This window comes from Methanobacterium spitsbergense, from assembly GCF_019931065.1.
Classification (GTDB): Archaea; Methanobacteriota; Methanobacteria; order Methanobacteriales; family Methanobacteriaceae; genus Methanobacterium_B; species Methanobacterium_B spitsbergense.
Genome location: NZ_JAIOUQ010000003.1, coordinates 1 through 19,969, shown reverse-complemented (window position 1 = coordinate 19,969; position 19,969 = coordinate 1). Strand labels below are relative to the sequence as shown.

Genomic DNA, 19,969 nt, shown 5'->3' with positions numbered 1-19,969 from the left:
CCCTATATCTTAAGCTCAATGCAGATTGCATCTACATGGCTTTGAATCCTTTCTTTTTCGAGGTCAGTTAAATGTTTAAATCTCTTTTGTGCATCCAAGTACTCTTTAACCATTTTTCTTTGAAGTGGTCTGTAGGTGACTTTGAATTCACCTTCTTCTATCTCATAGAGTATCCATGATCCTGTTTCAACCGCTAGTCTTCCAAGTTCTATGGTTTTGGCAGGGTTGTAACCCCATCCAGTTGTACATGGTTGCTGCAGATGAATGTATGCAGGTCCTTCGATTTCTGCGGCTTTTTTAACCTTTTTCATGAAATCTTCAGGGTATGATATTGAAGCAGTCGCAACGTATGGTACTCCATGGGCAGCCATTATCATAGGCATATTCTTTTTGGGCTTGTCTTCACCAAAACTTTCTTTACCATGGGGTGAAGTAGTTGTTGATGCTCCGTATGGCGTTGCTCCACTTCTTTGGATACCTGTATTCATGTAGGCTTCATTATCGTAACATATGTAAATTAGGTTATGTCCTCGTTCCATAGCTCCTGAGAGAGCTTGAAGCCCAATATCTGCTGTTCCTCCATCTCCACCAAATACAACAACCGTTGTATCTGTTTTTCCCTGTGATTTCAGTGCAGCTTCAACACCCGATGCAACTGCTGCAGCATTTTCGAATGCAACATGCATCCATGGTATTTCCCATGAAGTTTCAGGATAAGGAGTTGTTATAACTTCTAAACAACCAGTTGCAGATACTGCTACTGTGTTTTCGCCCAACACTTTGAGGGCGAGTCTGACACCTATTGTTGCGCCACATCCAGCGCAGGCTCTATGTCCAGGTGCAAGGAATTCTTTGTCAGATATTTCCATTTAAAGCTCCTCCTTGTTTAGTCCTATCCACTGTGTATGTTTAGTTGGATTTTTAGTTTTTTCAATTATTTCCTTTATATCTGAAGGTTTAATATCCCTTCCTCCTAGACCCACTATGAATCCAGAGGCATCTAAACCTGTTTTTGATCTGATTTCGGTAGTTAGTACCCCACCTACGCTGAAGGAGACATTTTTATCGATTACGCCGATTTTTGAAGCACCCTTAATTGCTTCATATATTTGGTTGGTTGGGAATGGTCTGAAAACCCTTACACGTACCAGCCCAATTTTTTCTCCAGCATCTCTAAGCTCATCCACAACATCCTTAATTGTACTACATATGGATCCCATTGCAACAATTATTAGGTCGGCATCTTCGGATCTGTACTTTTCAACAAAGTCGTAATCCCTTCCGAAAATCTCCGAAAATTCTGTGTGAGCTTTGGCTATGATTTTTTGAGCCCTTTCCATTGCCAGTTCCATATCGTGGCGTGCGTCCATATAATAGCCAGGGTCAGTGAATGTACCAATTGACATTGGTCTTTTTGGATCAAGATATGCATGATCTGGTTTATATGGGGGTAAAAACTTCTCTACCTTCTCTTTTTCAGGTACATCAACAGGATCAACTGTGTGTGTTAATATAAAACCATCAATACATACCATACTTGGAAGAAGAACATTTTTATCTTCTGAAATCCGGTAGGCCAGCAATATCGAATCAAGTGCTTCCTGACCGTTTTCAGCATATATTTGCATCCAGCCTGAATCCCTTTCTGATATTGAATCCTGCTGATCATTCCAAATACTTAATGGGGCAGATAATGCTCTGTTGGCATCAGCCATAACCACAGGTAATCTTAAACCTGCAGCAGCAAAGATTATTTCATGCATCAAAGCAAGTCCCTGTGATGATGTTGCTGTGAATACCCTTACACCGGTACCAGAAGCACCTAAACTAGCACTTATTGCACTGTGCTCTGATTCTACTCTGATATACTCTGCATCTATTTCTCCGTCAGCAACATATTTTGCAAGGTATTCGGATATGGTTGTCTGGGGTGTTATGGGATAAACTGGAATAACCTTTGGATTTGCAAGTTTGACTGCTTCTGCAATTGCTTGGTTTGCAGACATCACTTTAATAACCATTTTATTCTCTCTCCATTTTTATTGCTTTTACAGGACATTCTTCTGCGCATATGCCGCATCCTTTACAGAAATCGTAGTCAATGTCATAATCCTTGTTTACACATCCTTCAGGACAGAACATTATACAGTTTACGCATTTTATGCACTTATCCTTGTCAAGAATGGGTTTAAATGTTCTCCAGCTACCTGTTTTATTTTGACGGGTACTGCCCGGTTCTTTAACTGCTGCTCCTATTGATACCATGAAATCACCTTTATTATATTAATTTATTTAATGTCCCTCTTTTGCAGCGTCGTAAGCTAGTTTTGCGGCTTTGGCGTTCTTTTCACCTATTTCTCCGCTGAAGGTTTCTTTTATAATTTTTATAATCGATTCGATTGAAACTGCACCAGTAACACCTGCAAATGCTCCTAATAATATGGTGTTAACGATTGGAACACCCAAAATGTCAAGTGCTATTCCTGTTGCATCAACTTTGTGGATCTCTGCACCGTTAATTGTTTCTACACCATTATTGGTGTTTATTATTATTTTTCCTCCATCTTTAAGCCCTGAAAATACATCCACGACTTCTAAAAGCCCATCATCCAGAACTACGACATAGTCTGGATTGTAAACTTGATACCTTCTTCTAATTGGCTGGTCATCTATTCTGGTAAATGCCATAACTGGGGCGCCTCTTCTTTCAACCCCGAAAAATGGGAACGCCTGACAGTATTTACCGTCTTCAAAAGCGGCCTTTGCAAGTATCTCCGCAGCTGTAACTGCACCCTGTCCTCCACGTCCGTGAAAGCGAACTTCAATCATCACTCATACCTCCATTCCTCATAGTTAATCATTATAAATTGTAATATATATACGTGTTGGTAACGATCTTATAGTAAATGATCTTAGTTAATTAAATAAATGGGGCGTTTTATGAAAATACTTATAATCACAGGAAAACTAGCAAGTCAGTTGGTAAAAAAAGAATCATCCAAATCCAAGCATGATGTGCATGTACACGTAGTTAACACACCCATAGCAGCATTTTTAACCCCCAAAAAGATAGTTGAAGAAATTGAAAGATATGGTTTAAATCATTCTGATAATTCTAATACAAACCAGCCAATCTTTGACATTAAATCATTTGATATTATATTAACTCCAGGTTTAATACGGAAAGATGTTAATTACGTTAAAGATAAAATGGGTATTAATACGTATAAAGGGCCTAAAGATGCAGCAGACATCGCCATAGTCATTGAGATGATCAATAAACTCACTCTATCCTCCAGTATTCCTGCTGATAAACTAATCGAAGATGAACTCCGGAAAAGGGCTTTCAAATTCATTGAAGAATTTGAGAATAATGATAAGAACATTCAAAAACTCCTTAAAAAACCAGAAAATATTCTTGTTGGTGCAATGCCGGTTGGACAAGATTTTCCTATGAGAGTACTTGCTGAAATAGCTAATGCTCCTTTATTAAGCGATTATGAACTGTTAAAAAGGGCAAAATATTTTGTTAAATCCGGAGCGGATATGGTTGATTTAGGTATGATAGCTGGTGAAACCAAAGTGGAACGTATACCTAAAATGATAACTCTACTGAAGGAACATTTGGATGTTGCTATAAGCATTGATACTTTAAATCCCGTAGAGATTAAATCTGCAGTTGAAGCTGGTGTTGATATGGTTTTAAGTCTGGATCATGGTAATTGTGAAGAAGTTCTCCCCCATATTGAAGATAAGAATATTCCTGCTGTTATCCTACCAACAGATTACAGTAAAAATTGGGTGCCAGAAACAGTTGATGAAAGGGTTAAATCCATTGAAGAAATGAGGATGAAATGCAGTAAAATTGATGTTTTAGCAGATCTTATTCTTGATCCAATTAACAGCAGAAGTATTGTGGATTCTATACTAGCTTGTAGACAATTCAAAGAAAAAAATAGAGAGCCTGTATTCTTTGGAGTTGGTAATGTAACTGAACTATTAGATGCAGATTCTGTTGGAGTAAATGCACTTCTTTCAGGTATTGCAATGGAACTCGGTGCAAGTGTACTTTTCACACCGGAAGAGAGTGGAAAAACTATGGGCAGTGTTAAAGAACTTGCAATTTCTTCAAAAATGATGTTTTTATCGAAAAACAGGAATTCTATTCCAAAAGACCTTGGGATAAATCTCGTGTTATTTAAAGACAAGCGTAAATCTGATATAATCTCAGAAGAATTTAATATTCCTATTGTTCAAGCTGTAGAAGACTATAAATTTAAGCATGATCCTTCAGGCAGTTTTAAGATCATGATTGAGGATGAACAGATAAAAGTAATTCACTATCTAAAAATGGAACCTCAAATTGCAATAAAGGGAAATACAGCAAAGGCAGTATATGATGAAATATTAAAACGGAATTTAATTTCAAGAATGGAGCATGCAACCTACCTAGGTTCAGAGCTTGAAAAAGCGGAAATTGCATCTAAAATTGGTAAGAATTATATCCAAGACTTTCCACTTTTCAAGAGAATTTATAATTAGATGAATTAAAAAGAATTATTTCATTACAAAAGTTAGAGTAAATTTGATTTAACAGTGCAATCTAGGAGAACAAATATGAATTCATGTGATAAATGCGGTAATCCCAATATCATAATTAAAAAAAAACAATCGGGTCAGAAATTATGTAAAGACTGCTTTATTAAATCAACCCAAAATAAAGTTATTAAAGATATTCGCAAATATAAGCTTATTGAAAAAGGTGACAAAGTATTATTAGGCCTTTCAGGCGGCAAGGATAGCGTAATGCTTCTTGATGTTCTTAACTCTCTTCGGAAAAGAAATATTATAGATATTATAGCAGTTACAATAGATGAGGGAATACATGGTTACAGAGAAGAAGGAGTTGAAATTGCTGCTAGAAATGCAAGAAAATTGAGTGTAGAACATAGAGTTGTGACGTTTAAGGAGTATTTTGGAAAGACTCTCGATGATATAATAGCACAAAATACTCTTAAAGATGGTAGAAGGAACGCATGTACATATTGTGGGGTTTTCAGACGCTGGATATTTAATAGAGTTGCAAGAGAAGAAGGTGCTACCAAAATAGCTACAGGACACAATCTTGACGATGAAACCCAATCAATTGTCATGAGTTACCTTGAAGGGAACATACATAATCTAACAAGAATTGGCCCCAAATCAGAAACAAAAAATGAGATGTTTACAATAAAAATTAAACCGCTTCGAGAAATACCCGAAAAAGAGATTGGATTATATGTTATTGCAAAAGAACTTGAAGTACACTTTGCAGGCTGCCCATATGCCGGAGAATCATTCCGCGCAGAAGTTGGTAGTTTCTTAAAACAACTATCAAATGAACATCCAACCATAATGTACTCTACATTAAGAGGTTTTGATAAGATGAAACCTGTTTTGAAAAAGGAATTTTCTACAGAGTCCTTAGTGAGGGGATGTGAAAAATGTGGGGAACCAAGTGCAGCACGCCTTTGTAAAGTATGCAGCTTTTTAGAATCATGGGAAGAATCTGAAGTAGATTAATACAATCAAATTTTTCCAAAAATAAATTTATTATTAAATATAATTTATATTAAAAGATTATTCTTAATATAAAAGAGAGCTTCTAAAAAATATATTTAGATATTTATGAATATTTTGAATAAAGGAGAAAATTCATGCAAATAAAGTTGGTTATTGGTGAAAGAGAAGAGTTAATTGAAATTAATGAGAATAATACTATTAAAGATCTCCTCAATGATATTGATATTGCATCAGAAACAGTTGTTGTTAAAAAAAATAATTGTATAGTAATTGATGAAGAACTGGTTGAAGAAGGGGACTTAATAGAAGTTATACAAGTTATTTATGGTGGATGAGTTATTAGTTTAAATTAAACATTCAACTAAGAAGATCAAATTTTATAAATTGGGGATGTAAATCTTTGAAAGACTATGATCTAATTGAGGAATATATATCAAGGTACTTCAAAATAACTGGATTTCATACAACACCAAAAGGATCTTTTTTTACTGTTAAAAATTATGATTACAATAACTTTTCGAAATTAATAAAGGATCTAAATAAAGTAGGTTACATTCCGTTCATTGAAAGTGTTGAAGGAAGATACACAATAGGAATTGCTAGTAAAAAAGAGAAGAGTGAATCCCGTATCCATATAAACATAATTCTATTCATTGCAACAGTAGCAACCACGATATTTGCAGGTTATAATGTTGCTGGTGGTAACATATGGGATGGAATAGCATTTGCTGTAGCATTATTAGGAATACTCGGAGTACATGAAACAGCTCATTATTATGCAGCTAGAAAACACAATGTACAATCCACATTACCCTATTTTGTACCTGCTCCGACTTTTATAGGGACATTTGGTGCAGTAATAAATGTTAAATCCCCCATACCTAATAAAAATTCCCTTTTTGACTTGGGATTCAGTGGGCCACTTGCAGGTATTATTATAGCAGTCCCCGTCCTTGTAATTGGAATATACCTGTCGAAAATTACTCCTGTAATATCAGGGTCTATGATTTTTTATCCACCACCTATTATGAGTATATTAATGTACTTTTTAGCACCGAATATACCTTCAGGATATGAACTGCAGTTTCATCCAATTGCATTTGCAGGTTGGGTTGGAATAATAGTTACACTTCTTAACCTAATGCCTGTGGCCTTTTTGGATGGAGGACATATAGTAAGGTCGCTGTTCACTGAAAAAATTCACAGAATAATATCTATAGTTGGTGTATTTGTTACATTTTTACTTGGATGGATACCAATGGCCTTACTTATGATGTTGATATTGGTATTAAACAGAAGACATCCTGGTGCACTAGATAATGTTTCCAAGTTGACAGTAAGCAGGAAGATCCTGGCTGTTGTCATGTTAATAATTTTCATACTTTGTCTTGCACCAGTTCCACAAATTATATAAAAATTATTCTACCTGATCATTTTATTTATTGAATTAACTAATGAATTTATTAAAATGTTAAACTATTTGGAGATAATATGAAAGTTCACTATGAATGTGCAGCATGTTTTTTAAGACAGACAAGAGAAGCATTAGATCTTGCAACCAACAATGATTCATTAAAGATGGAAGTCACCGAAAAAGTGGTGAAAATTGTTTCAGAAAATTTCCATATTGGGGCTGTATCCAATGTTATAGGCACTGAGGTTCACAGAACCATAAAGCAAGAAACTGGGAATAAAGATCCTTACAGCAAAGAAAGGGAAATATCTAATGATATTGCAATGGATTTCCTTCCAAAAGTGGAAAAAATTCTAGGGGAAGAAAAAGATCTAAAAAGTTGTATTAAAGTTGCAATAGCAGGTAATGTCATTGATTTTGGTGCTCTTGGATTGGATACGGACATGGAATCTTTGATAATTAAAACTATGGGGAAAAATCCTACTTTAGACCATTCAAAAGAGCTTGAAAGTGAATTAAATAAATGTAAAACCGTTCTTTATCTTGCAGATAACATAGGAGAAATTGTTTTTGATAAGATTCTCATAGAAAAACTAGTAGAATATGATGTTGAAGTTACAGTTGCCCTTAAAGAAAAACCTATATTAAATGACGCATGTATTGAGGATGCTCTAAAAATAGGTTTAAATGATTTAGCCAAACTCACAACAACAGGTACAGATTCAATTGGAGTGATAGAACAGGATGTGTCTGCAGAGTTTATGAAATTATTCCATGAATCTGACATGGTTATAGCCAAGGGATTGGGAAATTATGAAGGTTTAGGTGAAATGGATCTGAAGATGAAACCCGTCTTTTGCCTACTAAATGCTAAATGCAGGCCAGTAGCAAGGGATATAGGTGTTGATCTTGGAGATAATATTGTTTTAATGTTAAGCAATAAATCTTAACTTTAACAATTCTTAAATTTTGATACAGATTAATTAGAAAGTTAACAACTTTTAGCAAAATAGTTATACTATGATTATATAAGCAGATCATGGACTATTTGAAAAAAATATTACTTGTATTTGTAGTTGTTGTGGTATGTGTAGGTATTATATTTACAATTTCAAGTTTTCAAGGACAGAATAATTCTAAACAGCTACAAAATCAAAATGATCAAATAAATCTCCAGTGGAATACTGATCTAAATTCTGCTTTAAAAGAGTCTCAAAAATCAAATAAACTAGTTTTCATTGATTTTTATGCTGACTGGTGTGGTTACTGCAAAGAACTTAATAAAGAAACATTTACAGACCAGAAGGTTAAAGAGAAATTTGATCAGAAATATGTTCTTGTAAAAATAAATGGGGATATGTATCCCGATATCACCTCCAAATACAAAGTGTACGGTTATCCAACACTTCTTATATTAGATTCAAATGGAAATGAAATTAAAAGGCAGACAGGATTTGTATCAGCTACAGAACTTTTAAATGTAATCTGAGGTGAATATTAAATGTATATTGGATTTTTATTCTCATTTTCAGCCGGACTAGTATCAGTTGTTTCTCCATGTGTTCTTCCATTGATACCAATAGTAGTTGGTCATTCAATTTTAAACCGTAAAACTAAGGATATTCTTGCATTTATAATAGGTTTTTACATAGTTTTTGCAGTTTTAACTGTTTCAACCGCAATTTTTACTGTTGCTATAAACCATTACATCTATTATTTCCGGTTGATTGCTGCAATTCTTATAATTGTATTGGGAATATATTTTATTGTGAACAGAAATATTTTCAATTACTCATACAAACCTAATCCCAAAAATGAAACTGCAGGATCATTCTTAATTGGAATTTTAACTTCCCTTGCTTGGTCACCTTGTTATGGTCCATATATAGTTGCTGTAGCAGCTTACAGTGCAGCTACAGGTAACTGGATTTACAGTATAGAAAATATGTTGTTATTTGCAGTTGGATTTTCAATATCATTGTTACTAATGGCATTTTTGGCATCTAAATTACCTTTTAATCGTATAATGAAGTATTCTAATGAAATAAGAATCTTTTCAGGAATTATAATCACAATTGCAGGTGTTTATCTGTTAAGTGGATATTTGGGATTGTAAATTTAGGAATTGTACAAAATTAAATGGTTAAAAGTGGTTATTATGAAAGTTGGATTTATTGGATTTGGAGAGGTTGCATCAACCTTATCTCAGGGTCTTATGGAAAATGGTGCCGATGTTTATACTTGTATTTTAGGTAGAGGTACCAGAACAAAGGAAATGGCCAAAAAAACTAAAGTGAAGTTATACAACTCGTATAGAATGCTGGCAGAAAGGTCGGATATTCTCATATCTTCAGTTGTACCTTCAAATGCTATTGATGTTGCTGAGATGGTTGGGAAATATTCTAAGGGTATCTATGTAGATATGAACAATGTTTCTCCAAAAACTGTTAGGAAGACTTTGGGAATGATAAAAAATGGAAAAACAGTTGATGCGGCTATAATTGGTTCTGTTTTGAAAAATGGAATTAATGTGAAGGTAATAGCTTCAGGTGCTTTTGCAGAGGCTTTTGCAGAATTAGAAGATTATGGGATGAATATTACAGTTGTTGGGGATGAAAATGGTCAAGCTTCAGGAATAAAACTTCTTAGAAGTGCCTATACCAAGGGCGTTTCTGCATTACTTTTTGAGTCAATTTATCATGCTTATAAAATGGGTATAGATAAGGAAGTTCTTAATTACATTTCAGAAACAGAAGGACAGGATTTTACAGATTCATCTATTTCAAGGATAATATCTGCTGCATTTCATGCTGAAAGGCGTTCAGAAGAAATGATCGAAGTAGTTGAAATGCTTTCGGAAAAACAGAATCCTATTATGAGTAAGGCAACTGCAGAATTCTTCAGAAATTTGAGTAAAAATATTAAAAGGCATGAAAATAGACCTGATAATTATATCGAAGTATTTAATCTCTTATCTGAAGATTAGGCTTATTTTAATGGGATATATCCATTTACTATTTCAAATTTAAATTTTTTAAGAATTTATAAATTATAGAAAAAACATAGAACAATATTAGCTCTTGAAAAAGTTAATGTAAGTAGAGGGGAACTATCCATGAAGGTGGAAGAACGTACAAAGGAGTGTAATGAAGCTCTTGGTAAACTGGTTGGTAAAAAAATAGTTGACATCAAATTCAAACCCTATAATGGTGATTGTTGGAGACTTTATATTACCACAGATAAGGGTAGGATGGTAATGAGTTTCTGCAGAGATTGGACATGTCCCGAAGTTGAGCATAGGGAAGTTGAATAATAATTTACTGACTTAAATTATATTATTAAGCATTTGGACTCTTTAATTTTTATTTTAAATGTTGTTTATGAAAATAAATGTATCGTTGCATAAACAATTGTTGCATAGGCAACATTTATATGATGTAATATACTATCTAATAATATGAGTTTAATTGATACTAAATTTTTAAAATAATCGTTAGTAATGTCTAAATGAACTTTTTTTATACATTATTTGAATATGCAACTTTTATAAAAAATGTAATAAAATTGATATCTTTTCTAATCTAGTATTGAATTTTTTATTAATATAGGAGTATTTTAATATGTACAAAGCTGAAAAGTTACTTAAAATTAATAATTCCAAGATTCCACTTGGACTTATTGTGTCTATGATACATAGAACAAGAATGATGTACCTTAACGATAGGGTGGGAGATATGGATATTACTCCCGGTCAATTCCCATTTATAATGGTGCTCTCAAATGAAGAGGGTATCACTCAAGAAGAGTTAGCAGCACATTTTCACATTGATAAAGGAACTGTTGCTCGTGCTTTAAGGAAACTTGAAGATAAAAACTATCTTTTCAGGAAAGTGGATTTAAAAAACCGCAGAAGATACTTTATTTATTTAACTGATAAGGGAAAGAGGACCGTTCCCAAGATAACAAATATTGAACAAGAATGGGAAAATTCTATTTGTTCAAAGTTCTCTGAAGAGGAATACGGTAGATTATTTGAAATTTTAAAAATCCTAGCTATCAATAGCTTGGAAAAAGTAAATAGAAATGGAGAAAATAAAAAATGAATAATTCTAATAATGAAATATCCCTGGGGGGCGTGGATAAACGAGTATCAATGATCACAGGAGATCCAAAAAAGGCAATACGTGCTCTTTCTATCCCAATGATAATTTCAATGCTTCTTATGATGGCTTACAATCTGGCAGACAGCATATGGGTTGCGGGACTTGGACCAAACTCTCTGGCAGCATTAGGATTTATCACACCACTATTTATGATGGTAATAGGGTTAGGAAACGGTCTTGGTGCCGGTGCAAATTCATTAATATCGCGATGTATAGGTGCAAATAACAAAAAAGGTTCGGATAATGCTGCAATACACTCCTTAATCCTTACACTGATCCTTTCATCTATGTTAACAGTATTTGTATTGATCTTTCTTAAGGATATACTTCTGGCAATGGGTGCTGGCGAATCACTCAACCTAGCAATACAATATGGACAAATTGTCTTTGGGGGATTAATCTTCCTGATATTTTCAAGCGTTGCTTCAGGTATACTCAGGGCAGAAGGGGATGTTAAGAGACCAATGTATGCAATGGCTGCCACTGCTATTATTAACATAATTCTTGATCCAATTTTCATATACTACTTTGGATTAGGAGTTTCAGGTGCAGCAATTGCAACTATAATATCTGCAACGATTTCATCGGCTTTAATTCTTTACTGGTTGCTCTTAAAACGGGATACATATGTATCGTTATCCAGAAAAGATTTCCATGCAAGCTGGAATGTTATAAAAGATATTCTGGGTGTTGGATTACCTGCAAGTGCTGAATTCTTTGTAATGTCCATATTAGGAATTTTTGTTAATATAATGCTGGTTATGACCGGAGGAACAGATGCTGTAGCAGTTTATACTGCAGGTTGGAGAGTTGTAATGATAGCCATGATACCTGCTATTGGAATAGGAACTGCTGCAATCACAATTGCAGGTGCAGCATATGGGTCACGAAAGTATGATAATATTTCCATCGCTCTTAACTACTCATCTAAATTGGCAATTGGAATTGCATCAATAACCGGTCTGATAATCTATGTATTCGCTTCAAGTATAGCTAGTATCTTTGCATATTCACCTGAAAGCGCATTCATGGCACCATCAATAGCAGCATTTCTACAGGTTATGTGCCTTTTCTTAATTGTAGTTCCTCTAGGAATTTCTGCAAGTTCGGTATTCCAGGGAATGGGAAAAGGATTAACCTCATTAATTCTTACTGTAATCAGAGAAGTTTTATTCATTTCAGTATTTGCCTATTTAATGGCATTTACTTTGGGTTTAGGCGTATATGGAATATGGTGGGGAATAGTAATAGGAGGGGCTTTCGGATGTGGAATAGCATACCTTTGGGCATCTAGATATATTAAAGGTCTTAAAAGAAGTTATTATAAACAGGATAATTATAAAAGTAGAATCTCTTCTGGAGAATAAATAAAGAATTTTATGGTGTAAATCATTACCATATCTATTTTATTCCTACAAAGTTGATTAATTTTTGGTCATATTATCATTAATTAAACCTTCATCTCCTACGAATATCCTAACTCTCCATCCTTCTTCTTTTTCAATAATTTCTCCCCTAAGCGGTATGAAATGGGAATCTATTAAAAGACGAAGATAAGTTACTTGTTGTGCAGGTAATTTAAGTGGACTTTTTATTTTACGATCTTCAGTACGCATTTCACAACAAAGCCTCTCATTTTTATCAACATAAAACAGTGTTTCTAATCCACTTTTCAGAGATTCTGCTTCAAAACTTCGAAGATGCATCCCGGCATCAAAGGAGTATAAAGCTTTATCAGAACCCCTATCTCCATTTCTGAACATTTTATGAGCATCAGATGAAGAGTTACCTTCACTTGATTTAGAAGATACATACCAAGCCCTTTCAATTACTTGTTCCACACTCATGTCCTGTGGAATTATTCCATTATTTTCATACTTTTTAATTAAATTAAACACTTCTCTACGGGTTACATCTTCTTCAGCAGCACTAACAGCTAACCGGGTAAGCACAGGCCCATAACCTGCCATTCTGAATGAAGCCCATATTTGGTCTTCACGTTTATAACTGCGGCCTGCAACAATAGCATTCACAGCATCAGCATTCATATGTGCTATATTATTCAGATTAGCTCGAGAATAAGTATTCAGGCGTTTAGAAAGATCTTTAAGGTTCCTTTCACCAGGAACATTTCCTTTTTTTATTTCTTCTTCAAGTATCTGGATAGTTGAATCTGGAAGCAGTATTCCAATACTTTCAGGTATTTCCATATTATTTTCAAGTATTTCTCTTCGTATCATTCTTCCAGATATTTTATCTCCCGAGATTTTGTACTCGGGGATTATGTGAAATTTGAGCTTCTGATTGTACTTATTGTATAAAAATTCGTTTACAGCAAACCATCTTATAACATTTCTATTAGGTAACTTTCTTGGTATTCCGCTGAAAATTCCCTTTTTAGCAAAGTTTGACGCGTACTTCTTAATTCTGGCAGTTGAAACATCTGCTGCATCTACATAATCAATAACGCCTTCTTCTATCATCATGGCTATTCTTATTGGGACGGTATAAGCCAGTGTTAATCTATGATGAAGTCCTTCTATAGGTACAATTCTATCGGCGCCAGCTTCTAACGCCATTTTACTTCTTGCCTCATAATTTGCAAAAAAAGGTGCATGATTTGCACTGTATCCCTTATTTAGATAAATAACAACTTCATCGTTTTTCTTATCAGCAAGTTCTCTAGCTTTATCAATGAGTTTAACATGTCCCTTATGGACTGGGTCAAAATCAGCACTTATACCTATCATAGTGTTACATCCATTAAATCGTCTCTTTTTTATTTATTGTACATGATAATTTGCATTATGATTATAATATCTAAATTAATAATAAGATAGATTTTTTTAATTATTATTTATTATAGAATTATTAATTGATTATCCCATTAATGTTTAAGCATTCTTCAATAATTCGAAATAACTGTACCATAACTCTGCCTGTACCATTAAATTGTCTTCACTTGTTTTTTTAATATAAAATGGTTTTTACCAATACATCAACCTATAAGTCACCATATGGGCGATCTATTACTTTACTTTCTGACTATTTAATGTGGAGGGTATTTATTAGGTTTTTACAAAGCATATCCGGTATTTAAATTCAATCTGGAAAATAACTGAAATAATGAAATATATTAAAAATCTATATATGTAAATTTTTATCAATAATAATCAATTGAAAAATTTGTGGCTATTTATGAAAAAAAGTGCAAAATATACCAAAGAACTCCATTCAGGACTTATAAATGACAAACCAATTGCAATCAATGCCAATGATGGGAGAGCTAAATTGGCTTTTTTGCGAGATTTAATCATCTTTTTATCAGCATTCTTATCAAGGAAATTTTTTTTATCGGCATAATACCAGTTCAAACTAAATAAAACACCGATAAAAAATAAATTTAAATCAAAAAATATTATTGGAACTTTTAGATAGCCGTAACTACCCACCAAGTTTGTTGAAAATGGCACCAATGCAATTAAACTTAACCATATGATATTTATCCATAAAATGGTTTGATTAGCTTTTTTTATAAAATAAAACTGTGTGTGATTTATTCTCCAGAATAATGCTAATAAGATAAAACTCATGAAATAAATAAAAAATTGTTGAAGCATTGCAGAAAGACTATGTATTACAGCAATATCTGTGGCAGGATAAATTAATTGTGGTACATTAAGACTTAAAACTAATAATGTCATTGCAATGGCAAATATACCATCTACCAAAGTTTCAATACGTTTGGTGGTCATTGGAACATTATAATTTTCCATAATATTTGCCTCAGGATTGAATTTAATTCAATGTTATTCATATTTATTATTAAATACAATTATTAATTCTTTTTTTGATTTTATGGCATATTCTAAATTATAGTAATGTATTTATATTATTTCCATTTCTTTCAATGGTTCTGTTATAACAGCACCTATCAAAAGCCCAAGTGAAATAGCCACGATGGTCATTGCGACCATTATCCCATCTGTTATGGCTGTGAAATAATTTTGACTAACTAAAGTTGCTAGGCTCATAAATCCCAGTGCACCAGGTACAAGTATCCAGAATGCTGGCATTATAGAAACAATACTTGGTGTTTTATGATCCAGTCTTTCAATTATAGTTCCACTAATTGTCATTAAAAGCGATCCTGAAAAAGCTCCAAATACACCACCTACAAGGTAATTTCCAGCTTGTTGGCCAAAAAATGCTATGTACAATATTAGTATGACCCAAGGCAAGTCTTTATTTTTTATTGACATGAAAAGATACATTCCCATTGCAAATATAAAAACTCCTAAATATGGTGCCCACCATCCTAATGCATTTAGGGGGTTGGTTACCAAAAAATTTTGTTGGGAAATTCCTGTAATTTGTATACCAACAAGTACTCCAAAAAGTATCAGAAATAGTATTGCAGTTCCGTATATTACTCTGCTTGCACCGGATATAATCTCACCATAAGCCAGTTCGAACATTCCTGTTGTTAGAGTAGCACCTGGAAGGAAATAGGCTAGTGCAGGCAATAGCATTGCAACAGAACCTGTAACCAATCCTGATTTAACACCCCAAATAGAGAGGGAAGTAACAATCAGAGCTGCAACAACAGGGAGTATAAGTAAAAATCTATTTCGGCCACGACTAAATATTAATAAAATTCCTACTATTGCTCCAAGAACTCCTGAAACTACTAATTGTTCTGGTGTGGGTTGGAGTAGCATTCCAATGCCCATTGAAAATAAAATATATCCAAATAGTATACCTAAAGGTCCAAATTTATGTTTTTCAGAAAGTATTTTTCTTAAACATTTTTTACCTTCAATTGGAGAAATTTTACCTGCTTCTGCCTTGTATATCAAGTCGTAAATTTCTGAAACCTGATTTAATGGTAAAAGTCCAGGTTTTTGAATAGCAGCATTTAATGGTGCTGATTCCTGTTCACCAATTTTCAGAAGTAGCATGGTGGGAAACACAAGGATTTCAGCTTTTTCATTATATGCCTGTGCAATTTTTTCTAGAATTGATGTAATATCCACCACAGAAATTCCTGAAGCTGTCAAAGCCTTACCTAATTCGGTTAGAAATTCCATTAAACCATTTGATGAAGTTTCATTTACTTTAAGATCATTATTTTCCATTGGCATACCATAGTCTTTAAAGGATTTCAATCTTTTGATATTGAACAAATTTTTATTTAAAATAATTTCAAAAATTTGGATTGATTAAAAAAAATATATATTGGTAATTATTTTTTACGAACCAAATTGGTGGTTGATCTTGTAATATCACAAAATTCAATCTCAGTTCGCCATTTATCCTTACATTCACATTCAAAATCTTCAGGAATACTCTGATTGAGATTCGATTCAATGATCATACTTTTTAAACGTGAATTGCATTTTTTACAATTATACGGGCCTCTTCTACTTCCAAAACCTGCAGTATCCATAATTATGGGAATATTTAAGGATGTCCTGACTTGTTTTATGATTTCCATTATACTCCATATCCACGGTGGCTGGTAGGATCCGCCCTTCCATAAAAGTTCCATTAAAGTATCTTTGTGGATAGTTGCTGGGCAAAATGATATCCTACTTACACCAACAGATTCTGCATATTCTGCGGATTTAACTGCTTCTTCTATTGCAATTTTTTCTGATGTTAATATGGGTTTAACAAAGAGATATGCCTTGGCTTTTACATTACAATCTAAAGTTGTTGTTCTAATAGTTTTAACAGCCCATTCAAAATCTTCCCTAGAGAAACCTTTGTTGATCTTTTCTTCCCTGGTATAATCAATGGATGTTTCAAGACCAATACCAATCTCAAATATCTTATTTCCAAGAGATTCACAACATTCTTTTAGTACTTCTGCAGTGATAAATTCTGGTCTAGATTCAACAACTACCTCTTCAACATATTCCTCATTTTTAAGAAATTTTAAAATTTCATTTCTGGCCTTTATTGGTACTTCATCAGGATTAAGGAAACTTCCGGAAACGAATATTTTCACTACTGTTTTTTCCTTTATCTCTTGTCGTCCAATTGAATTTTTAAATATGTCTATCAATTCATCAGCATCTACATTTTCAAGAGGAGAATCTGCAACGTAACTGCACATTGTACAGCCTCCAGATCCTGAAAGTGCCCATGCACATCCTTGGGTGGGTAGAACTATAAAAATAGCGTTACCCTTTCCAGAGTACAGAATGTCTTCCCCGGACCAGCATGCAGCAAGATCCTTAGGGGATCTTTTCTCCATTTTATCAAGAGCATTTTCTCTGATTTCTTGCATTAAATTTTGAATTTCCATTTATTCACTTTCCTTAATAATAGATAATTTTAAAATAATATTCTGGTTATTATAATAATATAAATTAGTTGTTGATAAGGGTATAGGTGAATAAATTGGTGAATGAAGTAAGTGTAAAATCACTACTTAACGAAACATAAAAAACGTGATGATTGGTTTTTAGGGGATTATACTTTCAATCCATATGCAGGCTGTTCAATGGGTTGCATTTACTGCTACACAGGGCAGTAAATATGGGGGCGACCATGGAACCATTGTGTCAGCTAAGTCTAATGCTGTGCCCATACTAAAAAAACAATTAAAAAATTGTATAAGAAAAATGAAAGGGGCTTTATAGTCCTTGGATCATCTTCTGATCCCTATCCTGCCCTAAAAACAGAACTAAAATTAACAAGTGAAATATTGGGTTTGATAAGACGTTACAGATTCCCACTTCATCTACTCACTAAATCCACATTAGTATTAATGGATATAAAAATCCTCCAAGGGATTAAAGATGTTGCAATTTTGCCAACTGGACTTGAAAATAAATTGGATTCAGGTATCATTTTATCTTTTTCCTTTTCAACATTAAATGAAAAAATTGCCAAGATATTGGAACCTGGTGCACCTAGTCCAATTAAACGACTCAAAATAATGAAGAAATTCAGTGAAGCAGGTTTCAAGACAGGAATTATTAACATGCCTATTTTACCTTTCATTTCAGACTCTGAAGAAGACGTTGAAAACATGGTAGTTACTGAAAGGATTATGGTGCAGACTATGTTGTGCCTGCAGGATTAACTCTTTTTGGTGATGCACCAGAAGATTGTAAGAATCTTTACAATAAATTTTTAAATGAAAATTATCCTCATCTTGTGTCTAAATCCAAAAATCTCTATATGGGATCTTTTGCACCTTCACGACGATACCAGAACGAACTTACAAATAAGTTTGGAGAAATATCTGGTCATTATGGGGTTAAAAATAGTATAATATAATTTATATTATTACTTTATTTTATGAATTATTAATTAAAAAAAGAAAAAAAGATGGAGAGTTTAGAAGCTGTCTATAACTTCTCCGAGTAATTTTATGGATTTCTCTTTGTCTGGTCCAATTGGTGAACCTGCGACGTACTGTGTTACACCCATTTTTCCGAGAGCTTCGATCTTTGGAACGAATTCTGCTGGTGTTCCCACTACTGAGAATGCTTCCATTAATTCGTCGGTTACGGCTCCGATTGCTCCGCCGAAGTCTCCTTTAGCGAGCATTGCACCGAATTTAGCGCCGGTGTCGGTTGGTAGGCCGTGTCTTGCGAATACAGGTGGTGGTGATCCTGCTGCGATAAATGCGACAACTATTTTGGCTGCACCCAGTGCTTTGCCTGCGTCGTCGTCTATGGAACAACATGTGTATGCTGCTACATCTACATCAGATAATGATTTGCCTGCTTCTTCTGCTCCTTCTTTTATGAGAGGTACAGCTGCTTCAAAGTCTTTTGGGTTTGATGCGTTAATTAATGCACCGTCTGAGAATCCACCAGCGGTTTTGAGCATCATTGGTCCCTGAGCACCCATATAGATAGGTATTTTTTCCTGGACTGCTTTAACTCCACCGAGCTGAGCTCCGGTTTCTGTTTTTTCGCCAGCCATAAGGGTTGTCATCATTGCGATGGCATCTTTAATTGTGCTGACTGGTTTTGTCCATTCGATACCTAATGCATCGAAGGTTGCTTTGTCACCAGGGCCAATACCTAAGGTAGCCCTTCCATTGGATAATTCATCTAAAGTTGCAACAGCTGCTGATGTTATTGCTGGGCTTCTTACATAGGGGTTGGTTACACCAGGACCCATTTTAATGGTTTCAGTACCATCTGCAATTAATGCTAGTGTTTCGTACACGTTTTTGTTGTTGTAGTGGTCTGTAATCCATGTGTATTCAAATCCTACGTCTTCTGCTAGTTTTACAAGCTTTACAATCTTGCTTATTGGTTCATTCGGAACAAATTCAATACCAAACTTCATGATTTATCACCTTTTTTAAATTTATTTGGAGTATAAAAATATTTTGTCATTTAATCGTAAACGAAAGATTTAAATAGGTGATCAAATTCCATAGAAGCTCCAAGTTAGAGTGAGGGCCAAATATATATTTTAAATGATTTTAAATGGTTCTAAATGGTTCATTTATTTTATTAATCAAATCTATTTTTTAAGGAGTATAACAAAAAAGAATGTAACTTGTAGATACAATTTTCAGATGTCCTGTCCATCCAATCAAATATTAAAAGTATTGCTACTGAAATATATTTATATATTATATTAAAAGATTTTTTTAGATCCATGACAAAAAGTTTATAAGCTCTGCTTAACTAACAGTTACCTACACATATATTTTTTATAGATGTGTTTTTGTGTACTTCATTATCCAATATGCATTAATTTCTAATTATTTTGCAAGTCTATTGGGTAGTGGTATACTATGTGCTACGATTTATTTGGCGTTGGCTGGAGTGTGAAAATATCATTCTATGAA

The 19,969-nt window shown here is 33.9% G+C and carries 23 protein-coding genes; 14 read left to right on the top strand and 9 right to left on the bottom strand.

Annotated elements, in window-relative coordinates; genetic code table 11:
- Window positions 1–2: 2 nt before the first annotated feature.
- From porB to porC, 4 genes are read right to left on the bottom strand one after another with little or no spacing between them, the layout of a single operon-like run.
- Window positions 3–869 carry a pyruvate synthase subunit PorB gene (gene porB / locus K8N75_RS01135; protein ID WP_048191402.1) on the bottom strand — a complete coding sequence of 289 codons (867 nt, stop codon included), beginning with the start codon at window positions 867–869 and terminating at the stop codon, window positions 3–5.
- Window positions 870–2,021, bottom strand: coding sequence for a pyruvate synthase subunit PorA (gene porA, locus K8N75_RS01130; RefSeq protein WP_223790342.1), 1,152 nt, complete (start codon window positions 2,019–2,021; stop codon window positions 870–872). It lies immediately after the preceding gene.
- Between the two features lies 1 nt (window position 2,022).
- Complete coding sequence (gene porD / locus K8N75_RS01125) at window positions 2,023–2,265, bottom strand: pyruvate synthase subunit PorD (RefSeq protein ID WP_223790341.1); 243 nt, start codon at window positions 2,263–2,265, stop codon at window positions 2,023–2,025.
- 27 nt (window positions 2,266–2,292) lie between these two features.
- Window positions 2,293–2,829, bottom strand: a complete 537-nt coding sequence (porC, locus tag K8N75_RS01120) for a pyruvate synthase subunit PorC (RefSeq protein ID WP_223790340.1) — start codon at window positions 2,827–2,829, stop codon at window positions 2,293–2,295.
- Between the two features lie 111 nt (window positions 2,830–2,940).
- Between porC and K8N75_RS01115 the strand changes: the two genes are divergently transcribed.
- From K8N75_RS01115 to K8N75_RS01065, 11 genes are all read left to right on the top strand, one after another.
- Window positions 2,941–4,542, top strand: a complete 1,602-nt coding sequence (locus K8N75_RS01115) for a dihydropteroate synthase-like protein (RefSeq protein WP_223790339.1) — start codon at window positions 2,941–2,943, stop codon at window positions 4,540–4,542.
- 75 nt (window positions 4,543–4,617) lie between these two features.
- Entirely contained in the window at window positions 4,618–5,562 is a 945-nt protein-coding gene (locus tag K8N75_RS01110) for a TIGR00269 family protein (RefSeq protein WP_223790338.1), read from the top strand.
- Between the two features lie 134 nt (window positions 5,563–5,696).
- Window positions 5,697–5,897, top strand: coding sequence for a MoaD/ThiS family protein (locus K8N75_RS01105; RefSeq protein ID WP_223790337.1), 201 nt, complete (start codon window positions 5,697–5,699; stop codon window positions 5,895–5,897).
- 65 nt (window positions 5,898–5,962) lie between these two features.
- Window positions 5,963–6,976 carry a site-2 protease family protein gene (locus K8N75_RS01100; RefSeq protein WP_223790336.1) on the top strand — a complete coding sequence of 338 codons (1,014 nt, stop codon included), beginning with the start codon at window positions 5,963–5,965 and terminating at the stop codon, window positions 6,974–6,976.
- A gap of 77 nt (window positions 6,977–7,053) precedes the next feature.
- Entirely contained in the window at window positions 7,054–7,926 is an 873-nt protein-coding gene (locus K8N75_RS01095; RefSeq protein ID WP_223790335.1) for a damage-control phosphatase ARMT1 family protein, read from the top strand.
- Window positions 7,927–8,024: 98 nt separating this feature from the next.
- Window positions 8,025–8,465, top strand: coding sequence for a thioredoxin family protein (locus K8N75_RS01090; RefSeq protein WP_223790334.1), 441 nt, complete (start codon window positions 8,025–8,027; stop codon window positions 8,463–8,465).
- A gap of 12 nt (window positions 8,466–8,477) precedes the next feature.
- On the top strand, window positions 8,478–9,092 hold the full coding sequence (locus tag K8N75_RS01085; RefSeq protein WP_223790333.1) for a cytochrome c biogenesis CcdA family protein: 615 nt from the start codon (window positions 8,478–8,480) through the stop codon (window positions 9,090–9,092).
- 42 nt (window positions 9,093–9,134) lie between these two features.
- A complete protein-coding gene (locus K8N75_RS01080) occupies window positions 9,135–9,962 on the top strand; it encodes an NAD(P)-dependent oxidoreductase (RefSeq protein WP_223790332.1) in 828 nt (275 codons plus the stop codon).
- A 129-nt stretch (window positions 9,963–10,091) separates the two neighbouring features.
- Entirely contained in the window at window positions 10,092–10,289 is a 198-nt protein-coding gene (locus K8N75_RS01075; protein ID WP_223790331.1) for a hypothetical protein, read from the top strand.
- 307 nt (window positions 10,290–10,596) lie between these two features.
- Window positions 10,597–11,079, top strand: a complete 483-nt coding sequence (locus tag K8N75_RS01070) for a MarR family winged helix-turn-helix transcriptional regulator (protein ID WP_223790330.1) — start codon at window positions 10,597–10,599, stop codon at window positions 11,077–11,079.
- A complete protein-coding gene (locus K8N75_RS01065; protein ID WP_223790329.1) occupies window positions 11,076–12,506 on the top strand; it encodes an MATE family efflux transporter in 1,431 nt (476 codons plus the stop codon). The genes K8N75_RS01070 and K8N75_RS01065 overlap by 4 nt, the downstream gene beginning before the upstream one ends.
- A gap of 57 nt (window positions 12,507–12,563) precedes the next feature.
- Here the strand turns inward: K8N75_RS01065 and K8N75_RS01060 are convergent, their stop codons facing one another.
- The 4 genes from K8N75_RS01060 to K8N75_RS01045 all read right to left on the bottom strand — a co-directional run bounded on the left by K8N75_RS01060 (window position 12,564) and on the right by K8N75_RS01045 (window position 17,452).
- A complete protein-coding gene (locus K8N75_RS01060; protein ID WP_223790328.1) occupies window positions 12,564–13,889 on the bottom strand; it encodes an adenylyltransferase/cytidyltransferase family protein in 1,326 nt (441 codons plus the stop codon).
- A gap of 423 nt (window positions 13,890–14,312) precedes the next feature.
- On the bottom strand, window positions 14,313–14,915 hold the full coding sequence (locus tag K8N75_RS01055; RefSeq protein WP_223790327.1) for a TMEM175 family protein: 603 nt from the start codon (window positions 14,913–14,915) through the stop codon (window positions 14,313–14,315).
- Window positions 14,916–15,026: 111 nt separating this feature from the next.
- Window positions 15,027–16,277, bottom strand: a complete 1,251-nt coding sequence (locus K8N75_RS01050; protein ID WP_223790326.1) for a threonine/serine exporter family protein — start codon at window positions 16,275–16,277, stop codon at window positions 15,027–15,029.
- A gap of 107 nt (window positions 16,278–16,384) precedes the next feature.
- A complete protein-coding gene (locus K8N75_RS01045) occupies window positions 16,385–17,452 on the bottom strand; it encodes an archaeosine biosynthesis radical SAM protein RaSEA (RefSeq protein ID WP_223790325.1) in 1,068 nt (355 codons plus the stop codon).
- Window positions 17,453–17,636: 184 nt separating this feature from the next.
- On the opposite strand from K8N75_RS01045, the gene K8N75_RS01040 reads away from it, so the two are divergent.
- Genes K8N75_RS01040 through K8N75_RS01030 form a run of 3 tightly spaced genes read left to right on the top strand, consistent with a single transcriptional unit; the run spans window position 17,637 to window position 18,432 of the window.
- Window positions 17,637–17,789 (top strand): hypothetical protein, encoded by a 153-nt coding sequence (locus K8N75_RS01040; protein WP_223790324.1) that lies wholly within the window; start codon window positions 17,637–17,639, stop codon window positions 17,787–17,789.
- Window positions 17,759–18,235, top strand: coding sequence for an SPL family radical SAM protein (locus K8N75_RS01035; RefSeq protein WP_223790323.1), 477 nt, complete (start codon window positions 17,759–17,761; stop codon window positions 18,233–18,235). The genes K8N75_RS01040 and K8N75_RS01035 overlap by 31 nt, the downstream gene beginning before the upstream one ends.
- On the top strand, window positions 18,220–18,432 hold the full coding sequence (locus K8N75_RS01030) for a hypothetical protein (RefSeq protein WP_223790322.1): 213 nt from the start codon (window positions 18,220–18,222) through the stop codon (window positions 18,430–18,432). The genes K8N75_RS01035 and K8N75_RS01030 overlap by 16 nt, the downstream gene beginning before the upstream one ends.
- Before the next feature lie 60 nt (window positions 18,433–18,492).
- On the opposite strand, the gene mer is transcribed toward K8N75_RS01030, so the two are convergent.
- Window positions 18,493–19,458: a 5,10-methylenetetrahydromethanopterin reductase gene (gene mer / locus K8N75_RS01025; protein ID WP_223790321.1), complete on the bottom strand. Its 966-nt coding sequence runs from the start codon at window positions 19,456–19,458 to the stop codon at window positions 18,493–18,495.
- Window positions 19,459–19,969: the final 511 nt, after the last annotated feature.